Origin of the sequence: Acutalibacter sp. LFL-21 (genome assembly GCF_025630755.1) — a bacterium.
Lineage (GTDB): Bacteria > Bacillota > Clostridia > Oscillospirales > Acutalibacteraceae > Acutalibacter > Acutalibacter stercoravium.
The window spans coordinates 48,157-66,450 of sequence record NZ_JAOTNT010000001.1; the positions used below are offsets into that span (position 1 = coordinate 48,157).

Annotated in this window: 18 protein-coding genes; 10 read left to right on the forward strand and 8 right to left on the reverse strand. The window is 51.2% G+C overall.

Going from position 1 to position 18,294, the window contains the following annotated elements; translation table 11 throughout:
• Position 1 precedes the first annotated feature (1 nt).
• Both ODJ80_RS00250 and ODJ80_RS00255 read left to right on the forward strand, forming a co-directional pair.
• Positions 2 to 856 carry a carbohydrate ABC transporter permease gene (locus ODJ80_RS00250; RefSeq protein ID WP_263040417.1) on the forward strand — a complete coding sequence of 285 codons (855 nt, stop codon included), beginning with the start codon at positions 2 to 4 and terminating at the stop codon, positions 854 to 856.
• On the forward strand, positions 853 to 2,667 hold the full coding sequence (locus ODJ80_RS00255; RefSeq protein WP_263040418.1) for a carbohydrate ABC transporter permease: 1,815 nt from the start codon (positions 853 to 855) through the stop codon (positions 2,665 to 2,667). Before ODJ80_RS00250 ends, ODJ80_RS00255 begins: the two co-directional genes overlap by 4 nt.
• A 70-nt stretch (positions 2,668 to 2,737) precedes the next feature.
• Here the strand turns inward: ODJ80_RS00255 and ODJ80_RS00260 are convergent, their stop codons facing one another.
• The 3 genes from ODJ80_RS00260 to ODJ80_RS00270 form a co-directional block, all read right to left on the reverse strand.
• Entirely contained in the window at positions 2,738 to 3,274 is a 537-nt protein-coding gene (locus ODJ80_RS00260; protein ID WP_263040419.1) for a metallophosphoesterase, read from the reverse strand.
• A 42-nt stretch (positions 3,275 to 3,316) separates the two neighbouring features.
• Positions 3,317 to 3,484 carry a hypothetical protein gene (locus tag ODJ80_RS00265; protein WP_263040420.1) on the reverse strand — a complete coding sequence of 56 codons (168 nt, stop codon included), beginning with the start codon at positions 3,482 to 3,484 and terminating at the stop codon, positions 3,317 to 3,319.
• 76 nt (positions 3,485 to 3,560) lie between these two features.
• Positions 3,561 to 4,442 carry a metallophosphoesterase gene (locus ODJ80_RS00270; RefSeq protein ID WP_317619837.1) on the reverse strand — a complete coding sequence of 294 codons (882 nt, stop codon included), beginning with the start codon at positions 4,440 to 4,442 and terminating at the stop codon, positions 3,561 to 3,563.
• 284 nt (positions 4,443 to 4,726) lie between these two features.
• On the opposite strand from ODJ80_RS00270, the gene ODJ80_RS00275 reads away from it, so the two are divergent.
• Positions 4,727 to 4,927, forward strand: a complete 201-nt coding sequence (locus ODJ80_RS00275; RefSeq protein WP_263040421.1) for a tyrosine-type recombinase/integrase — start codon at positions 4,727 to 4,729, stop codon at positions 4,925 to 4,927.
• Positions 4,928 to 4,988: 61 nt separating this feature from the next.
• Here ODJ80_RS00275 and ODJ80_RS00280 read toward each other — a convergent pair whose 3' ends face one another.
• Positions 4,989 to 5,297, reverse strand: coding sequence for a helix-turn-helix domain-containing protein (locus tag ODJ80_RS00280; RefSeq protein ID WP_263040422.1), 309 nt, complete (start codon positions 5,295 to 5,297; stop codon positions 4,989 to 4,991).
• A 323-nt stretch (positions 5,298 to 5,620) separates the two neighbouring features.
• Here ODJ80_RS00280 and ODJ80_RS00285 point away from each other — a divergent pair, with 323 nt between their 5' ends.
• The 5 genes from ODJ80_RS00285 (at position 5,621) to ODJ80_RS00305 (ending at position 9,226) form a co-directional block, all read left to right on the forward strand.
• Complete coding sequence (locus tag ODJ80_RS00285; protein ID WP_263040423.1) at positions 5,621 to 6,403, forward strand: hypothetical protein; 783 nt, start codon at positions 5,621 to 5,623, stop codon at positions 6,401 to 6,403.
• Between the two features lie 53 nt (positions 6,404 to 6,456).
• Entirely contained in the window at positions 6,457 to 6,906 is a 450-nt protein-coding gene (locus ODJ80_RS00290; protein ID WP_263040424.1) for a hypothetical protein, read from the forward strand.
• Positions 6,893 to 7,519 (forward strand): hypothetical protein, encoded by a 627-nt coding sequence (locus tag ODJ80_RS00295; protein WP_263040425.1) that lies wholly within the window; start codon positions 6,893 to 6,895, stop codon positions 7,517 to 7,519. The genes ODJ80_RS00290 and ODJ80_RS00295 overlap by 14 nt, the downstream gene beginning before the upstream one ends.
• Complete coding sequence (locus ODJ80_RS00300) at positions 7,503 to 8,213, forward strand: hypothetical protein (RefSeq protein ID WP_263040426.1); 711 nt, start codon at positions 7,503 to 7,505, stop codon at positions 8,211 to 8,213. Before ODJ80_RS00295 ends, ODJ80_RS00300 begins: the two co-directional genes overlap by 17 nt.
• Positions 8,214 to 8,683: 470 nt before the next feature.
• Positions 8,684 to 9,226, forward strand: a complete 543-nt coding sequence (locus tag ODJ80_RS00305; RefSeq protein ID WP_263040427.1) for an NADAR family protein — start codon at positions 8,684 to 8,686, stop codon at positions 9,224 to 9,226.
• Positions 9,227 to 9,812: 586 nt separating this feature from the next.
• Here ODJ80_RS00305 and ODJ80_RS00310 read toward each other — a convergent pair.
• The 4 genes from ODJ80_RS00310 to ODJ80_RS00325 form a co-directional block, all read right to left on the reverse strand.
• A complete protein-coding gene (locus ODJ80_RS00310) occupies positions 9,813 to 12,635 on the reverse strand; it encodes an HD domain-containing protein (RefSeq protein WP_263040428.1) in 2,823 nt (940 codons plus the stop codon).
• Positions 12,636 to 12,851: 216 nt separating this feature from the next.
• Positions 12,852 to 13,136 carry a hypothetical protein gene (locus ODJ80_RS00315; RefSeq protein WP_263040429.1) on the reverse strand — a complete coding sequence of 95 codons (285 nt, stop codon included), beginning with the start codon at positions 13,134 to 13,136 and terminating at the stop codon, positions 12,852 to 12,854.
• 109 nt (positions 13,137 to 13,245) lie between these two features.
• A complete protein-coding gene (locus ODJ80_RS00320) occupies positions 13,246 to 13,869 on the reverse strand; it encodes an RloB family protein (protein WP_263040430.1) in 624 nt (207 codons plus the stop codon).
• 1 nt (position 13,870) lies between these two features.
• Complete coding sequence (locus tag ODJ80_RS00325; protein ID WP_263040431.1) at positions 13,871 to 15,130, reverse strand: AAA family ATPase; 1,260 nt, start codon at positions 15,128 to 15,130, stop codon at positions 13,871 to 13,873.
• 867 nt (positions 15,131 to 15,997) lie between these two features.
• Here ODJ80_RS00325 and ODJ80_RS00330 point away from each other — a divergent pair.
• Positions 15,998 to 16,963 (forward strand): AAA family ATPase, encoded by a 966-nt coding sequence (locus tag ODJ80_RS00330; RefSeq protein ID WP_263040432.1) that lies wholly within the window; start codon positions 15,998 to 16,000, stop codon positions 16,961 to 16,963.
• An 853-nt stretch (positions 16,964 to 17,816) separates the two neighbouring features.
• Positions 17,817 to 18,227, forward strand: a complete 411-nt coding sequence (locus tag ODJ80_RS00335; protein ID WP_263040433.1) for a ribbon-helix-helix domain-containing protein — start codon at positions 17,817 to 17,819, stop codon at positions 18,225 to 18,227.
• The last annotated feature ends 67 nt before the right edge of the window (positions 18,228 to 18,294 follow it).

An 18,294-nucleotide genomic window follows, 5' to 3' on the forward strand; every position in this document is an offset into this window, starting at 1 on the left:
TATGAAACGCGCATGGAAAGGGTATGCCCTGATTTTGCCCATGCTGGCGGGGTTCCTGCTGTTTTATGTAATCCCCTTTGGCCAGGTGGTGTGGGACTCCCTGTCCCAGGGCACCGGGAAAAGCCAGCTCTTCGTGGGCCTGGAAAATTACAGCCGGATGTTCCAAAACAACATGTTCCTGACGGCCTTTGGGAACACCCTAAAGTTCCTGGGGATTGGCCTGCCCTTGATCCTGATTCTGGCTTACGCCTTGGCCCTGTTTTTAAAAAGCCAGTCCCGGCGGTTCCCCCTGCTGCGGCCGGTGTTCCTGCTGCCCTATGTGATGCCTGTAGCGGGTACGGTGCTGCTGGTGGACCTGCTGTTTTCTGAGAGGGGCCTTACAAACCGGCTGCTTATGGCCTTAGGGCTGCCCCTGGGGGACTGGCTCCAATCCCAAACGGCCTTTTGGGTGATGCTTCTCCTCTACCTTTGGAAAAGCACCGGCTACGCCGTAGTGCTGCTGCTTTCCGGGCTATTGACCATCCCCCCGGAACACTACCAGGTGGCCCAGGTAGAGGGGGCCTCGGCCCTGCAAACTTTCCGCTGGGTGACACTGCCCCAAATGTGGTACGCCCTGTTTTTGGCGCTGGTGTTCTCCCTCATCAACGCCTTCAAGTGCTTCCGGGAGATCTTCCTGGTGGGCGGGGAGCACCCCCATGAATCGGTGTACATGCTCCAGCACTTCCTCAACAACTCCTTTGAGAACCTCAACTACCAGCGCCTCAGTGTAGCCAGCGTGCTGCTGTTTCTGGTCATCGCCCTGGGGCTGGGTCTGTGTGCCCTTTGGGTGCTGCGAAAGGAGGGGGCCCGGTCATGACACGGCATTGTTCCCCTGTACTGCGGGTTTTCTCGGCGGCGGCGACGGCGCTGCTGCTCCTGGCTATTTTGGGTCCCTTCTTCCAGGTGCTCCAGGGGGCCTTGTTCCCCCAGGGGACGGGCTTCTCCCTAGAAGCGGTTTATAAGGTATTTCTGGCCACCCCGGAGTACCTGCTGGTGTTTTGGCGCACCATCGCCCTGTGCGCCTTGATGGTGGGGGGCCAGGTGGTGCTCTCCGTCCTGGCGGGTCTGGGATTTGCCAAGTATGATTTTCCCGGGAAGAAGCTGTGGTTCTTTCTGCTGCTGGTAGTGATGGTGCTGCCCCTGCAGGTGACCTTGGTGCCAAACTTCCGCATTTTGGGTACTTTAAACTTGCTGGATACCCAATGGGCCCTGGTGCTCCCCGCCCTGTTCGCCCCGCTTGGTACCTTCCTCATGACCCAGAGCTTCCGGGCGGTGCCCGACGAAATCTTAGAGGCCGCTCAGCTGGACGGGGCCTCCACCTTCACCATTCTTTGGAGGATCCTGGTGCCCTGCGGCAAAAACGGCCTGGCCTGCGTCATCGTCCTCACCTTTTTGGAGGCCTGGAACATGGTGGAGCAGCCCATGGCCTACTTAAAAGAGCCCGCCCAGTACCCCTTGTCTGTGTCCCTGGCCACCACTGGGGCCCGGGATCAGGCGGTGCAGCTGGCCTGCTGCCTGCTGGCCTTGCTGCCGCCCTTGCTGCTGTTTTTGGGGCTCCACAAGGAGCTGGTGCAGGGCATCGCCCTCCAGGAGGATTGGGCGGGGGAATCCCGCCACCGGGGATTTTCCCGGGCCTTGGCGATAACCTTGGCCATTCTGGTGGAGTGCACCATCCTCTCAGGGATGATTTCCCGGGAGATGGCCATTCAAGTCACCGTTGCCAGTCCCCGCCATGACCAGGAGCGGGCCACTGACAGCCTGCCTCTGGACGCTTTCCGCCAGGAAGAGGACGGAACCTTCCTTTATTTGCTGGAGGAGGGCACTGGACTGCTGGGGAGCACCCAGCTGCGCCGGGTGTCCACGGATATCCTGTCCCTGGAGGGGGAGCGGGCCTTTACCACCGGCCTGGAGCAGAGGGGCTCCTACGTGGTGTACGCTTCCCGTCCCCTGGAGGACGAGGAATGGGCAGTGGAAACCGTCCCCAGCGACCCAGCCCCGGACACATACTTACTCTGGGCCCCGGAGGGAATAGAATTGGACGCCCCCTCCGCTTCCGCAGAGGGCGGCACCCTGTACCTGCTACCCCAGGAGGAGGCCCCCCAGCCCTTCCTAGAGGAACGGGAACTGGCCGCCCTGTTCCCCGGTGAGGAGCGAAGGAACTGCCGCTTGTTCAGCCTGGGGGACGTGGAACAGTTCGCCCGGCAGCTGCCTCTGCTGGGGGTCGTGGGGGTGCTGGCCTTGGCTCCCTTGGCGTGCTGCGCCGGGCTGTGCCTCTCCCTGGGAAAGCGGGGCAAGGGAAGGGCGAAAGTCCTCTGGATTTTGCTCCTTGCCGCCAGCCTGGGAGGGCTGTTTCTGCTCCTGCAAAAGGCGGCGCTGCCCGCCTCTCTCTTGCCCCCGGAGACCATCTTCGACTTAGGGTACTACAGCGAGACGTTCCGGCTCCTGGAAAATGGCCTATCCGCTTTTTCGGATAGTGACCTTTGCGGGGAACTGGGCGCGCTGCTGTCCCGGCAAAAGGCTGTTGCTCTGGTGATTTTTGTGGGAGGATGTATCGCGCTGAGCGCCGGATTGCTTCTGGGCATGGGATACAAACGGAGGAAAACTTTCTGCAAGGAGAAAATCCGGTGAAAAATTGTTTTTTCATTTGATGTTCTCCAGCAATCCCTGCTCCCTGGGAGCGGGGATTTTTCTTTTCCGCCTAACCTCCGTTCTTAAAGACCCGGTTGTTCTCCAACAGTTCGTCAAAGGTGACAGGCTGATAGCCGTTGATATCCACCCCGGCGTTGAGCACGTTGTCCCGGGCAGCCAGGAGGGGCCAGAAGTCCGCGCCGGTGTCATTGTGGATATGGCCGTGGATCATGTAAGACTTTTTGGCGTGCTTCCAGGTGAGCAAGGGGTAATGGCACAGGGTCAAGGCGTGGCGGCCGTCGGAGAGTTCCAGCATTAGGTCAACACTGGCAAAATAGCGGGAAACATCCACTTTCGTCATCCAAGACCCATCGTGATTTCCAATCAGCAGCCGTTTTTTCCCCTTTAGGCACCTGAGGATCTCCTCAGCGTTGTCCGACCGGAATAATAGATCCCCTAAGATGAACACCGTGTCGTTGCCCTTGACACGGCTGTTCCAGTTTTCAATCAGCGCCTCGTCCATCTCCGCGGCAGTGGCATAAGGCCGGCCGCAGAACCGGATGACGTTCTCATGGCCGAAATGGGTGTCCGCTGTGAAATAGATCATGTTGGAATCCCCTCCTTTATCGTAGACCGGAAAATGCCGGATTCACCGCTGTATTTTCACCCCCACCCATTCCTCCCCCACCCGGTACCGGCATACCCCAAAGTGCTGGTTCTGCCGTTCCACAAACGCGGCGGGAATCTTAGTCTGCCATTTCTTGCTGAAGGCGGTGGTGCCGAATCCAGCGTCAAAGCTGGCCACGGGCAGCACCACCTAAGAGAAGTCCTCTCGTTTGTTCTTGACGCCGTACACCACCGCTCCGGTGCAGAGGGCGAACTGGCCTCTCTTGTCAATCACGGCGTTCCATTTTAGCGATGAGAGCTTTTTCCTCCTCGATGGAAAGGGTGTGGGAGAGCAGGGCGTAATCCTCGAACATAAATCGCAGCTTGTCCACTTGCTTCTCCGTGTGGTAGTGGCCACAGTACCAGCGCTCGTAGTGGAGTTTGGACTCGATGGTGTCCAGCCACTCCTCGGTGGACTTGTCCACCGTGCTTTGGTCGATGCCTGGCAGAAACACCTCCACTGGCTCGTACTTGAGAGGGCAGGTGTGAGAGAACACCACGTCCACCTGCCAGTTCCGTTCCTCCAGAACCTGCTCCACTTTCTCCTTGATCTGGGGAGAGGGCTGCTCGTCCGGCCACCAGCCGTACCCCCTAGCCAGACGGTAGTACTTGTCGATGCTGTAAGCCCCGCCAATCACCAGGCAGCTGTGGCCGCAGAAGTCGTACACCTCCCCATCGATGGCAAAGAGGAGATTGGGGTACTGGGGCTGCACCCACACTGAACCGCCGTGGTACTGGGTGCGTTCATATCCCAGCTCTGGTCCTGGCCGCTGCTCATGGTTGCCGTGGATGCAAAAGAACGTGCAGGGGAGCTTTGCCAGCTGCTCTTTGCCTAGGGCGTCCCGCAGGCCGCCGTAAAAATTGAGCCCGGCGTCCCCAAGGATGACAAAGGTGTTTTCTCTGTCCATCTCCCGCTGGGAGCAGAAGTCCACAATGCGCTCGAACCGTCCGTGGGTGTCCCCGGTGAGATAAACGATGTTCCGGGGAGCGAACTCTTCCCGCAGCTGGGCAAACACTTCCTCCGCGGGAAGGGTACGCCCCGCCTGAATGTCTGCTTCGGCCTCTTCCAAAAGACGGCACAATTCTTTTTCGGCTTCTTCTCTTGTCATGGTGAGCTTCCCTCCCTCTGTGTGGTCTGAAAAAAAGATACCACACCTGCGCTCATTCCGCAATGGGAGAGAAAAAGCGGGAACTCACCACCTATCCCTTTTTCTGCCCTCCCTATCAGGAATGGGAAACACGAAATACAAAGAGCTGCTCCCATCTTTTCCTCGGTGGGAGCTTTTGTATTTTCCATTCCCTGCGGGATTGCGGGGAAGAACAGGACCGCCCCTCTTGTCCAAAGGGTAGAAAGTGAAAACAGGGCTGCACTTTCTCCCACACGCGGGGTAATGTGTGGTTACCTCCACAGAATGTCCACAGCCTGCGGCACACTGCCGCCAGCCTGATGATCTCCGGTGGGGCGGATGTGTCCACGGTGTCCGAAATTTTAGGCCATGCTCAGGTATCCACCACGCTGGACATCTACACCCATGCTTTTGACGAGAAGAAACGGGAGGTCAGCGCGGAGATGCAGGGGAAGCTAGACATATAAGCCATTCAACCACCAGTTCAATGACAACCAGACGCTGGCCTGGTATGATAGTGTCACAAGCTCAAGCGGCAAGTTCCCAGAAAAAAGGAGGCGAGCAGCGGGGCTCGGCCTGCTGCTCGCGGGGAAGAATATGGAGTTTTAGCGGCACCAGGATATCATCTACTGTCACTTGGAGCAGGGCGGCCAGGGCGTACAGGTTGTCCACCGTGGGAAGGCTTTTGCCTTTCTGCCACTTGTAGATGGCCTGTGGTTCCTCAAAACCAAAATAGGCCTGCAAGTCCCGGACCGTGAGGCCCCGCTCTTCCCGCAGCCGCTGGATATTCCGTCCAGTGGCCGCCAGGTCAATCACGGGAAAGGGAATGGTGTTCATAAGCTCCCCTCCTAGAATAAATTTGGAAATTTAGTATACTGCAAAGGAACTCTTTTCGCAAGGGGGTGGAAAGTTGATAAAGTTCGTTCCTCTAAAAAAGCAGAGCAAAAAAGCCCAACAAGCCTTCTACATGAAAAAAAGGCAGGGCTGGGGAGGCCTGTCTCCCGTTACCAGGCAGGGAAGAAATCCCCACGCCTACCAGCGCAGCCGTCAGAGACGGCAAGAGAGAAAAGCCATCCTTCAAAGTGTAGCGGAGGACATGGGATGAAAAGAGGGCATCCCTACTGATATCCTAAAGCCAGAACCGAAAGGAGCGAAGGGTTATGTGGTTTTACAAGATTGACGGTGTCTTAGATGGTTTTACCTTTCCCGAGGACCGGGGGACTCGCAGCCGGGCTGCTCAGGAGTTTCAGTCCAAGCAGACCTTGTTTTCAAAAAAGTTGCAGGGCAAGTGCTATATCACCGTATCGCAGATCAAGGGCGGAAGAATCACTTTGGCGGCGGTGAGCCTGGAATCCTACAACATTCTTGCCCGGTGCCGGGAATTCCTCCGGGAAGCGGAAGTGCCGGTAAAAGAGCTGGCCGTTCAGGAGATCACCTACGATGTGCTCCGCTCTCTGCTGCAGGCCGCTGAACGCTGGGGGTTTTTAGAGGACGATCGAGACGTGTACAACCTGTTCCATTTGGAGGAACTTCAGCACAATATTTACGATTTTCAAGAATTTCTGTTACCGGAGCGAGCCACCTTGGGGCAGCAAAAGAAGGAGACAGCCCAGCTGTTTTGTCAAGACGCATTTGACCCGGAACTGGAGCGCATCTACCAAGGTCCCGTGCAACTGGTGAACAGTGGCCATCCTGTCCATTACCTGCTGGTGTGCGATGAGGGAGAGGCCCAGGACAAGCAGGTGGAGCTGCTGCTTTCGGCCCTGTACCAAAACGGCCGGATCTGCAGTCAACGGTACACCTACATGGATTTTGACAGTGATGAGAGGGTGGATGACAGCCTGCTAGAAACCCTATACAGTGCCAGCGCGGGAGGCGCCATGGTGTTGGGCTACACCCCGAAGATATGGTCATACGGACACATATTCTATTGCAGTAAATAATGCCCCCTTTCCCCCCCATCCCTCCTGTTACAATGGTGGCAGGAGGGATAAGTATGAAAGTGGAAATTCTCAGCCAATGGGACTTGCGGCGCAAAGCGGCAAAAGGATTTGACCCGAGAACAGCTCTCATCAGCCTGGGAGACTGGGGGAGCGAGCCGTTCACGCTGCCGCGGCAGCCAGAGCACACCCTGCGCCTGCTGTGCAACGACATCACCCCTGCCCTCGTAAACCTTAGCGACCCGCAAGACATATTCCGACTGTTTTCACGGGAGCAAGCGGGGCAGGTGGCCAGGTTCGTCTACGACCACCTAGACTGCCTTTTCCTCTGCCAGTGTTGCTATGGCTCCTCCCGCAGCGCAGCGGTAGCGGCGGCTCTGCTGGAACACTTTGAAAAGCGGGGCATGGCGATTTTCCGGGACGACCGATACTACCCCAACCTGTACATTTTCCGGCTGACGCTCCAAGCCCTGGAACAGGAGGAGAGAATGCGTGCCCATGATTAAATCCCCTACCGCCTGGATGCTGCGCCAGGACGGTGAAGCATTCCCGGTGATCCAGCATTTGTACGGCAGCTTGGAATGTGTGGAGGAAACCCTCTATGCCGGGGAGTGGCTGTACAAGCACACAAGCATTCCCACTACGCAGCAGCTGGTTCTAAAACTGGTGGCTGCCTACGGGAAATCCCTCCACCCCCAAGGAGATGTGGTGGATAACCTGCGGCAAGCTATCCAGGAGAAGCCCTACATCTTTCTCACCCTAGACTTTGTGGGGAAAATGGCTTCCCAGCTGCCGATGGCGGAGCCGTCTTCCCTGGAACGATTGAACCGTCAGGTGACAGAGAAGCTCAACCAGGAATTTCTCCGCTGCCGCCTGGGCGGGCTGTACAACACCACACCGGGCTGCCGGGATATGTATTTTCGCGTCTCCAATCCTGCCTTTGACTGGGAACCGGCTATCTGGCGGTTTCTGGGAACCCACAAGGAAGAAATGGAAACCGTGACGGTGGTGTGGGACGAGGAGAGCACTGGCAGAAAAGGCTTTTTCTTCCATCCGTCTGGAAAACCAATGAACCGTATACCATGGAAAGGAGACGCAGCCTATGGCAAAACACCGTGATAAAGCCCGCATCAAGCCTTTTTGCGACCAGCTGGCGCAGTTATGGGAAACCCACGGTCCTGACCTGCGCTTTGGGCAGATTATTTCCCTCTTACCCTTGGCCATCCACCGGCCAGGGCATGACCCGTTTTTTGTGGAAGAGGATGAGATGTTGGAGGCCCTCCAGCGCACGTTCAGCAATGAGGGAAGAGCCGCGCGCACCCTGGACACGGAGCAATTGGAGAGCCTAAAAGGCCGATGGGAGGACTTGTTGGACAGCATCTATGATGCTGGATTCCAAACGGAAGATTTCAAGTCCCTTTTTCTGGACACCTGGAGCTATTTGAGGGATGCGGTGGATTGCTACGGCGTGCCCCATAAGGTGGTACCCCTGGTGGCTTATTTGGGAAAGCTTAGCGGGAACAATCAGTACCCCGCGCATACCCCGCCCTGGGAAGTTGATGTCTGCGGGAAATTCGTGGATGCCCTGCTGCATGGGCTGGAAAACCCTCTGCGTCCTTGCCCCAGCCGGGACTTCTGTGGGGGCGGCTTGGTATTGGAGCCCTATATTCACCAGCAGCTCCACGTTACGCCGGAGACTTTTGAGAAAGTATTTGCTGAGCTCGCTGAGGAATATCGGAAAAACGACTATGAGGGCGGTTGCGACTATTATGAGCAAGAAAATCTCCCCTTCCCTTATGAGGAAGAGGAGTGAATCCGCAAGATAGGGATGCCCTTTGCCCGGGCCATTTGGACCGTGCGGGCTGTTCCTCCAAAGACGGGGCTTTCCACGGCGATAAGCAAGCCGCTGTGATCCACCAGTAATCGAAACACTTATGGAAGCCGTTGCCCCGCAGTGGCAGGTCTTTGGTGTGGCGGAGTTTCTTCCGGGACTGGCGTTTCAGTGTTCGCCGCAGCTGTTCCCGATAGCAGCCTTTGATGTAGGTATGGCAAACATGGCTTTTCTTCCGTTCCTGGATCGTCCGGGAGCTGGAGGCGAAATACCGTTCCCGCTGGATGATTTGCCGCATCCTCTTGTCCTTTTTCCAGGCAGTGAACCGCCGCCAGCCTCTGTCTCGCACGGGTATCTCCCTTCTTTGCAAGGAGATTGTAGCAGAAAGGGTGGGTCGAAATCGTCCCATCCCGTTTGATAGAATAGATCCAGAAGAAAAGGAGGAAAGGCCGATGAAATACAACAAAGAATGGGCCGTGGAGGCCGCAAAGCAGGGTGTCCAGGTGTTGGCCTTTTACGGTCATGTACAAACAGGGGAGACTGTGGACGCCTCCTGCCTGAGCCAGTGGTTTCCATGCTCCTTTGTGGTAGAGGAGGCGACTTACACCACCGCCGAACAGTACATGATGGCGGAGAAAGCCAAGTTGTTTGGGGACGAGGAGATCCGGCAGCAGATCCTCCGGGAGCGGGACCCTATGGCCAGCAAGCGTCTGGGGCGCAAGGTGAGAAATTTTGAGAAAGAGGTGTGGGACGCCCGCTGCGGGGACATTGTGGTGGCGGGCAACATCGCCAAATTTTCCCAGAACCCGGAAATGAAAGCGTTCCTGCTGGCCACTGGGGATACCATCCTGGCGGAGGCGGCACCCCGGGACAGAATTTGGGGCATCGGCATGGGAAAGAACAACCCCCTGGCCCAGGACCCCGCCAACTGGAAGGGGAAAAACCTGCTGGGCTTCGCCCTGATGGAGGCAAGAGACGCCTTGCGGGAACGGTAACAGCTATTTGAGAGAGATTGTTAAATTTGGCCACTACAGAAAATCCCCTTAATGTTCAAAACTTAATTCGTTTCCCTGTGCATATTGCCTTTTCTGCCGTTATTTCAGACATAAGAAAACCTCCAAAGGAATGATTCCCTTGGAGGTTTTGGTGCGCCCGACTGGATTTGAACCAGCGGCCTACAGAGTCGGAGAACTCAGGCCGTCAAAGAAGAAACCCAGGTTTCATGCGGGTTTCAGGTACATCGCACAAAATTAGCAGCTATTTGCAAAAACCGTGGAAGCCCTTGATACGCCTGGGCTCCCGCGGTTTTTCTGGTTTTTGGAAAATAGTAGTCAAACAGTAGTCAGAACGCGGGAAGAAAAAACAATCAACGTAGAAACTTATTTAGTCAGTGGTTTACCTATCACTCCCCCGCACCAGCGATATCTTCTGTGTCCGAAAAATTGTCCTCGACGCACTCCCGCATGAAAGCATCCAGTATCTCTTGGGGACCGGTATTACAGCGCCGCTAATGTAAACGAAGCCAGGAAAGCGGAAAGGCTCCCCAGATATCAATTTTCTATTATTTGGTTAAGCAGCCACTCATCTTATTTGTGGGCAATCCTCCTTATTGAACCACCAAGAAATAAAATCGTCAGTTGTTAATGGTTTGTCCAACAATCCATATTCTTGGAGTAGTGTGTGATCGATTGTTTTGAATAAATAGGTATTTATGGAGTCAATAATTTGGAAATCAAAAATTCCGATGGTTTTCTTTGAATGGTCACAAGTGTTACTGTGCAATCTTGAGTATTCACCGGAATATTCGATAATTTTTTTAAGGGGCGAACATGAGGCTGTAAGCATAGCACTTTCTATATTTTCTTTTAATACAATAGAAGCCTTTTTTACGCACAAGTCATCACGATGATCGATGAAAAGCTTTCCCCATGGATGAAGTTTATTAAAGCTTAAGTGTAGGAAATTATATTGATTATTGGTGATATAACAAAATACTTGTTTCGTGTACACTAATTGTGAATATTGATTAATATCTGTATAACTATATTTGTCAGAGTAGTCAGATAAGCAGATATTCCTTGAAAAATCATATTCAATTAGGTGATAAATCAATCCGGGTACATCTGTTATCACTTCAAAACTTTTTATACAATAGGGATTTGCAAGCTGCATAAATAGATGCATATTAAGTGTAGCAAATACAACAAAATCACAATAAAGAATAATTTCCTGCAAGTATTGCTGTCGATTTGTTTCGCATAAGTATGGACTTAAGAACGCAACTTTACAAACTTTAGTCTGTTCCCTGAGTTTAGAGAACAAGGGACAACTTTCAATGATCTTTCTCTGTTTAACATCAAAAACCATATAATTAATGTTTTTCGATAAGAAGTCAAATTCTTGTTGATGATGAGAAATTATATTGTGTGTGCCGTCCACAATATATCTAATAAGAGAAGACGCTTTGTCTTTATAATTTTCCAATATGATATCACTTATTAACGCTTGCAATTTATCAAAGGCTGCGTTTGTGATTACACCCTCTCTGGAAGCTTTGGTCGAGAGCAACCTGTCTTTGATATTGATATTAAATCCCATAAATCTTAAAAATTCAGGCTTTAATCCGAATGTGTTTCCACCTTTTCCGTTAATCCTAAAACCTTGTTGGCATATTTTATGTGATTTAACAAGTGACTGATGCTCCCCACCATATAGAATCAGGTATCCCTCTATGATATCATTATCTACATGAATAACATCAATTCCAGGATGATCCTTTATTTCAGGAACGGTAATACAGGTTTTCTCTAAAGTAATTTGATTATCATCAACAGACAACTGAATAGGAATGCTTTGGTAAGCGGTATTGTCTTCAATAATTTTCTGTATCTTTTCTATGGAAAGTTCTTTTGCAAATTTATCATGGATATATAATGAAATTTTAGTACCAGTGGTAGTTCTGGAGGTAGGACGTCGTTCAACAAAAGAATTATCCAAATTCAACGTAATATTTATAGGTTCTCTTGCTGCAAGATTTGTGGAATAACGCAGGGAATCAATATTAATTGAATTGGATACCATAAAGCAAGAAAGTATTCCAATTCCAAAGTTGCTTATAGGAGTGTAGTCAATTAACTCACTCTGGAATTCTTTGCTCTTATAATAACTACTACCAATCTTAGTAACATAGTTTTTTATAGAGGACATATCCATGCCTATACCGTTATCTTCGACACTCAAAATCTTATTTTTTGAATCATAATGAACTTTGACACAGGGAAGATATGTTATGTCACCAGATTTAACTGAAAGTTCTTTGCGTACAAAACTTGCATCGTAGGCATTTTGTAATAGCTCCCGTAAAAACACCTCGGCAGAGCTGTATAATTCAGTACCCATTAAGATGGATAGGACTTTTCTATAGTCAAAGGAAATATCCAAATCTTCGTAAATATAGCTACCGTCACTATCTACTTGAAAGAGTATAGGGTCATTTAATTCTAAATAATGATCTGAAGTACCCATCTTTCGGATACATTCCATGGTCTCTTTTCTTTCATATTCAATGTATGACAGAAAATCTAATACGCAGCGATGTATTTCCGCAGAATGGCACTCTGCCTGGAATTCTATCTGAGTACTTGAAACGCTACGACCATTTATGCTTAAATGCTTTTCCCACTCAGATACACTTTTAGTATTTCTAACTTTTCTATGTTCCAATAAAAACAACGGGGTACGAGATTTGTCAAAATCCAAGATGTCACCCATACGAAGAAGCAAAGCCAGAAATTTAACATTTACTCGTTCTTTACCGATGAGCGCATTAGTAGGATATTTATCATCTGTTAATTTTGAAACAGGGAGGGCATGTGCAAGAATAATATTCTTTAAATGCTTACAAAAATCTATACCATCAATTTCGAAATCGAGATGATACAAATGCAAATTTGCTTTGAACTTATCAATGTACTCACAGCTGCGGTCAACATGTGTTCGCCGAATTAACTCGGAGAGGATATCACCCTCAGGAGTATCCTTATCAAATTCAGCGAGAAGATGGCGATACTCTTCTGTTCCCTTTAGTTGCTCCGCATCATCACGGTTAATGAGCATACCCATATCGTGCAAAGCTACAGCATAGATTAGCAAGGTAAGCTCCGAGCGGTTTAATTTAACCTTATCAGGGACAATATCATTAATAATATCCAAAACATTTACTACATGATCAATATTATGAAGTGTATAGTTTGGCATATAGGTACCAATTTCGCCCAGTAAAAATTCAGAGGTGTTTTGTAAATGCTGTGCGATTACTGAAGAAATGGGGGTAATATCTGTTTTGGCTCTTTCGAGTTTCAATAATTGTTCAAAAAGTTCCGTGTTAGCTATATTTCTACCCATATTTTCCCTCCTGTGAATGATTTCACCGCTTTATAGATTGACGTAAATTACCCTACGAGTTTTCTTCAACTTTGCTTCTTTCTAAGTTAATCTTTATGCCCAATAATCGCTCTTTCGATATTTATCAAATTTGTATTTTGTAACCAACGCCGCAAGAATCCTGTTTGCTGTAGCAGTGAATACCCCACGCAGTTCCCGCACATCGGAATTCATAATTTAGTCGCGGGTTTTGGGATACTCCTCAAGTTTCTTCCAGCGGAGTACTGCCTCGTCCATCGTTCCATCGCTCATTTCATCACTCATATTGATGGCCTCTATGAGCGATGTCTTGATGGATGAAATCATGAATTCGGTAAATACTGTGGACTCTCCGGCAGCATTAGAGACACTGATGGCATCATAATACTCCTGCTGGCGGTCATGGATAATGGACTTTATGGGGAACCAGGCAACCGCCGGATTCCATTTAGGCAGTAGCAGCGTATGCCACAAGCGGCCCACACGGTTATTCCCCTCAGCAAAGGCAGGGATTAGTTCCAGTTCACAAAATTCTGCGTTCTATTCTGTGTTCTTGCGTTACTGAATCGGGTTAGTATTTTGAACCAGATAGTTACTTGACGAGTAGTTCAACAAGCTCTGCCACATCGGTACGAGGGTTGCAATCCGCAGAGGGCCAGTTAAAATCTTTGTACTGCCTCTCTTTCGCCCTGCATCTCTCAATGGCTTCCTGCGTGTGATCTTTCAGTTTCTGATAGCAATCCCGTCCCTTGTCATAGTCGGGGAGTTGGCGTTTCAAATCCTCCAGCACCTGGCCAGACCCCGAGTATGTTCCACGTAACTCATGAAAATGGGCCACAAACCAAACTTCAAAGCAGGGGTTGGAAGCAAATACCTTGTATTGGCAGTTTTTCTCAACTTGCAAGAGATCATATACCTGCTTAGTTCTACTTTCATTGCAGTCAAGATCCAAGATGATGCCGGCGATATCGTCCCCAGCAGAAACGTCGTCTTTCAAGCACTCGCGTTTCAAGGTCTCCAGCATCCCCTGGGGGTCGGTTTCCCCTCTGGACACTACCTTCACCGCATATTTGCTTTCAGGAGTGCTGAAATGCTGGAAGTACAGTTTTTCGGTCTTATTCTGGCCTTCTGCAATGAGAAGCACCACCGGTTTTCTCTTTCTCTGCGGTTTCCCGCGGCTCTTATCCCGAAAATGCCGCCCACTTCCTTTGGCCATCTCAGAGCCCTCCTTCCGGACGCAGATAGGGAATGGCTCCATACCGGCCAAGCAAGTACCCTTTCTCGATGTTCTCGTTTTTTCGCACGGAGAATTCATCTAAAGAGTAGAGTTCCGTGGCTGCAGTATGAGGGTCTTTCTCCACAAAATAAATCTGATCCCGGCGGAACGTATCAAGAGAGAGAAGCGTGGTGTCGTGGGTGGTAAAAATTAACTGTGCATTGGTTTGGTTAATTTCCGGCGTGTGGAATAGCTCTACCAGAAATTGTACCAAAAATGGGTGTAGACTTCGGTCCAGTTCATCGATGACCATGGTTTTTCCTTTCCCAAAGACCTCTTTCAGAATGGGAGAAAACCAAAAAAGCTGCTTGGTTCCCAGGGATTCCTCATTGAGGTCTAGAAAGAATTGTGCCTCCTTGCCACTTTCGGATTGCACATGATGTCCCGCATGAATGCGAACTGCTTTTACTTGCCCTTGTGGAACAGGATTTCCCGCTTGATCTGTAAAGACAATCTCTTTTGTCGGATTACCTAAAGGGGTGATGTCCACTTGGATATCGTCAATGTTGATATCTGCCTGCCGAAGCAGGGAAAGAGTGAACTGTTTCAACTCTCCCTGCTCATCCTGCTCAAAAGCTTGCAGCGCAGTGGGCTGGATAGCTAACTCGGGATTGTAAACATCAATAGCATTCGCCAACCACTGATACGCCGGAGCCGTTTTGGCATTTCCCCAGTTGGTGGCTGTGGCAAGGAAAAATTTATTGGATGTATTTTTCCCTTCATACTCTGAAAATGTGCTTTTACTTGCCTGGTTAAAGTCAAAGTCGTCGCCGGTTCTTTCGAAAACACGGGAAGGACGAGCGCTGGTATAAAAATACAGGTACTCCTCCTGCACACGGTCGGAATCGGCTGTAAACCCATAGCGGTAGGGAATCCCATCGTTTGCCACAAAGAAAAACTCAAAGGAACAGGGAGCTTTCGCCGTCTCCTCGTCAAACTTAAAGGGCACCATCCCGGGAATCTTTTGGGTGATGTTCCGGGTGTCCGAGGTGCGCACAGCCATAATGGCCGCTACAAAGGCACGGATCACCGCACTTTTTCCTGCGGCGTTTGCGCCGTAAATAGCCGCTGTCTTAATGGCCTCTCGGTTTCCCTCCTGAGCCAGATTTTCCGGATGAGAGCGGTCCGCAGAAGGAACCATACTCAAGATTGCCTCGTCCTTAATAGACTGAAAGTTTTTCACTTTGAATTGCAGTAACATGGGTATCTCACTCCCTCTCATATATAGGATACTCTTAAAAACGCAAATATGCAATCTTAAAACATGTTTTTTAAAAAATATTTTCAAAATTTCAATTTTAACATTAGCATCAAGAGAAACTGTTTGCTTGTAGCGTTGTGGATTTGTCAACGGTTTGCCAACTAACCCGCATAGTATGACAACAAATATCAAAGTTTGCCAACTATTAAGCCAGGTTTGCCAACTAGTTGCCAACTTGAGTTGGCAAACTGATGGACACTCCCCCTCCAGTTTTCCCTACTCCTTCAGAGCAGGGATTTTTTCTTTTTCTGTCTGATTCTAGTCATCTTACTTTTTTGCGGGGAGATTCCTCATCACTGAGCACGAATTGATACCGTCAAAATTGCTGAAAGACGATGGCTTTCTTTCCATCCATTTGTGCGTCAGGAATTTAACTTTAGAGCCTATTTTTTCTTCAAAAACCACAAGATACAGAAGAATCATTTCCGTTTCACGTCCGCATATAGGGGTACCCCCCTGTCATGGTGACAGGGGCCCCCCTTGTTTTCTTTTGGACTTCTCTCTACAATGGAAATCACATTTTGGGACAGAAATAAAATTTCCTGTCCGGTAAATTTGCGAGGTGTTGGAAATGATTTCTCTATAACATTCTTATGCTATTAGGATACTACTCCCACCTTTTGCAAAAGAGGTGGGAGTTTTTGTATCCCTCGGAGAAGTGAAAAGGCACGGAGAGGCAGCAATTCCCCCCACGATTGCCCATCGGTTTTTCCTCTGCCATTGCAAACGAACGGCACCGTGTCTTTTCGTAACTTGAGTACTGCTCCCACCTTTTCCCTGGGAGCGATGAAAGGAGCGCGAAGTTATTTGCCAAAGAATCAGCCTGAACTAAAGCTCATCTCCCTGGAGGACGTTGTGGTGGAGCCGGTGCGCTGGCTCTGGTATCCCTACATCCCTCTGGGGAAACTGTCCATCATTCACGGCGATCCAGCCGAGGGCAAGACCACTCTGGCCCTGTGGATCGCGGCGGCCTGCAGCCGGGGCCAGGCCCTCTCCGATGGAGAAACCGTGGAACCCCTTACCGTCCTCTACCAGACTGCCGAGGACGGTTTGGGGGACACCATCAAGCCACGGCTGCTGGAATCCAAGGCGGACTTGCACCACATCTACACCATTGACGAAACGGATTTCCCCCTCTCCATGCTGGATGAGCGCATCGGGGAAGCCATTGGGAAAACCCACGCCCAACTGATGATCCTGGACCCTATGCAGGCGTACCTGGGGGAGAAGGTGGACATGAACCGCGCCAACGAAGTGCGCACGGTGATGAAAGGCCTGACCAAGGTTGCCAACCAAACCGGCTGCGCCATCGTCCTGGTAGGCCACCTGAACAAATCTCAGACCGCCAACAGTTCCCAGCGTGGCCTGGGCTCCATGGACTTCCGAGCGGCGGCCCGAAGCGTTCTGTTGGTGGGCAGGCTCAAGAATAACCGGGACATCCGGGTGATGGTGCACGACAAATCCTCCCTGGCCCCAGAGGGAAACTCCCGAGCCTTCTCCCTGGAGAACGGCACCCTCCACTGGCAGGAGGGGTATGAGAACCTCACAGCGGACGAGCTGTTGAGCGGAGCCACCCGTGGAAATAAGGTCGCTCTGGCCGAGGACTTGATCCGGGAACAGCTGGCTGGTGGACAGCCTGTGCTGGCTAATGAGATCTACCAGATAGCGAAAGACGCTGGCATTTCCCGGCGCACCGTGGAGATGGCCAAGCTAAATATGCCTGACGTGACCGCCAGAAAATTAAGAAACTGCTGGGCCTGGTCGCTCCACTAACCAAGACCGCAAGACCGTAATCGTTCCCCATGCGCAGTTCCATATCTTGTGTGATTATCAAATACAACCCCATAGATGCTGTGTTTTTTAACACCTCACTTTCAAACACGTTGCGGCCTTGCGGTCTTGAATTTGCGGAAGGGATACGGTCCCCCCTTCGCAAAAAACAGAACTTCCTTTACCACCAGTGACGCAAGTGACGCGGAAAACTTAGGAGCGGTTGCGACCCTCCCTGCTGCGGCCTGCGTTCCTCCCGGCACTTGGGGAAACCACCCACAGCCAGCCGTCCCACAAAATCACCCAAGGCCCCAGTTTGGCCCCAGGAGACCCCTTGTGGCAGAACAAGCCATGGCTTGTTCCGGGAGAAACCCTCGGGTACGAAGTACCCGAGGGTTTCTCCGCCTCGGGAGGGCCTGTGTGGAGAGTTTCCACCCCAGGTGGGGAACGGACCCGTCCCAGCCCGGTCAGGGGCGATTTGGGCCACACAGAGCCCAGTTTAGCAGAAAAGAAAGAAAACAGCCCAGCCCGGAAAACAACCGCCAGCGTAGACGGCGAATATGCCAGCTTTTGACTTCCCACCGGGCACACGGTTTCCTCAAAAACCAGCAGTGGAGAGAGGTGTGAAAAAACAGCAGGTGAAAGGCCCGGGGTCGCTGGAGGCGTCCCGTGCCGGGTCACTTCGTCCGGCAGAGCCGGTCGTTGAGGGATTTTTCACAGGCGTCAATTTCCCCGTTTTCCGGGGTCGGTTTTGGGGCCTTGGGGTCACGACCGGGGTCAGAAAAGCAAAATTTCCCGGTGGCAAGCCATTTTCCCGGGTGTCACCGTCGGGGTCAACGAAAGGATGAAGAGAAATATGGCAGAAAAAGACTTAAAACGGAAATTCGCCCTATGGATTCGTCCCTCCCTGCTGGAAGAGGTGGATTCCCTGTACCAAAAGGACAACTGCGCCAGCCGCAGTGAGTTCATGGAGAAAGCTTTACAGTTTTACATCGGCTACCTCACTTGCAACCATGCCCAGGATTACCTAGCTGATGTTATCCCCTCTACTGTGAAAGGCATCGTGGACGAGAGCTCCAACCGCATGGGGCGGCTGCTCTTCAAGATGGCGGTGGAGCAGGCAGTTTCGGAGAACATCCTCGCCGCTGTCTGTGACGTAGACCCGCAGGATGTAACACGACTGCGAGGGCAGTGCATCGAGGAAATCCGCAAGACCAACGGCTTGCTTTCCTTTGACAAAGCGCTGAGTTGGCAAAGAGATGGCTAACGCCATCTCCCCGAGTTTTGCTTGGAGGTTTGAAAAACCTCCATTTTGCTTACGCAAAACCGCAAAA

Excerpts from the sequence above, each read along its gene's own strand:
- ODJ80_RS00250 (WP_263040417.1), top strand. The coding sequence starts at position 2 with ATGAAACGCGCATGGAAAGGGTATGCCCTGATTTTGCCCATGCTGGCG.
- ODJ80_RS00255 (WP_263040418.1), top strand. The coding sequence starts at position 853 with ATGACACGGCATTGTTCCCCTGTACTGCGGGTTTTCTCGGCGGCGGCG.
- ODJ80_RS00260 (WP_263040419.1), bottom strand. The coding sequence starts at position 3,274 with ATGATCTATTTCACAGCGGACACCCATTTCGGCCATGAGAACGTCATC.
- ODJ80_RS00270 (WP_317619837.1), bottom strand. The coding sequence starts at position 4,442 with ATGACAAGAGAAGAAGCCGAAAAAGAATTGTGCCGTCTTTTGGAAGAG.
- ODJ80_RS00280 (WP_263040422.1), bottom strand. The coding sequence starts at position 5,297 with ATGAACACCATTCCCTTTCCCGTGATTGACCTGGCGGCCACTGGACGG.
- ODJ80_RS00285 (WP_263040423.1), top strand. The coding sequence starts at position 5,621 with ATGTGGTTTTACAAGATTGACGGTGTCTTAGATGGTTTTACCTTTCCC.
- ODJ80_RS00290 (WP_263040424.1), top strand. The coding sequence starts at position 6,457 with ATGAAAGTGGAAATTCTCAGCCAATGGGACTTGCGGCGCAAAGCGGCA.
- ODJ80_RS00300 (WP_263040426.1), top strand. The coding sequence starts at position 7,503 with ATGGCAAAACACCGTGATAAAGCCCGCATCAAGCCTTTTTGCGACCAG.
- ODJ80_RS00305 (WP_263040427.1), top strand. The coding sequence starts at position 8,684 with ATGAAATACAACAAAGAATGGGCCGTGGAGGCCGCAAAGCAGGGTGTC.
- ODJ80_RS00310 (WP_263040428.1), bottom strand. The coding sequence starts at position 12,635 with ATGGGTAGAAATATAGCTAACACGGAACTTTTTGAACAATTATTGAAA.
- ODJ80_RS00320 (WP_263040430.1), bottom strand. The coding sequence starts at position 13,869 with ATGGCCAAAGGAAGTGGGCGGCATTTTCGGGATAAGAGCCGCGGGAAA.
- ODJ80_RS00325 (WP_263040431.1), bottom strand. The coding sequence starts at position 15,130 with ATGTTACTGCAATTCAAAGTGAAAAACTTTCAGTCTATTAAGGACGAG.
- ODJ80_RS00335 (WP_263040433.1), top strand. The coding sequence starts at position 17,817 with ATGGCAGAAAAAGACTTAAAACGGAAATTCGCCCTATGGATTCGTCCC.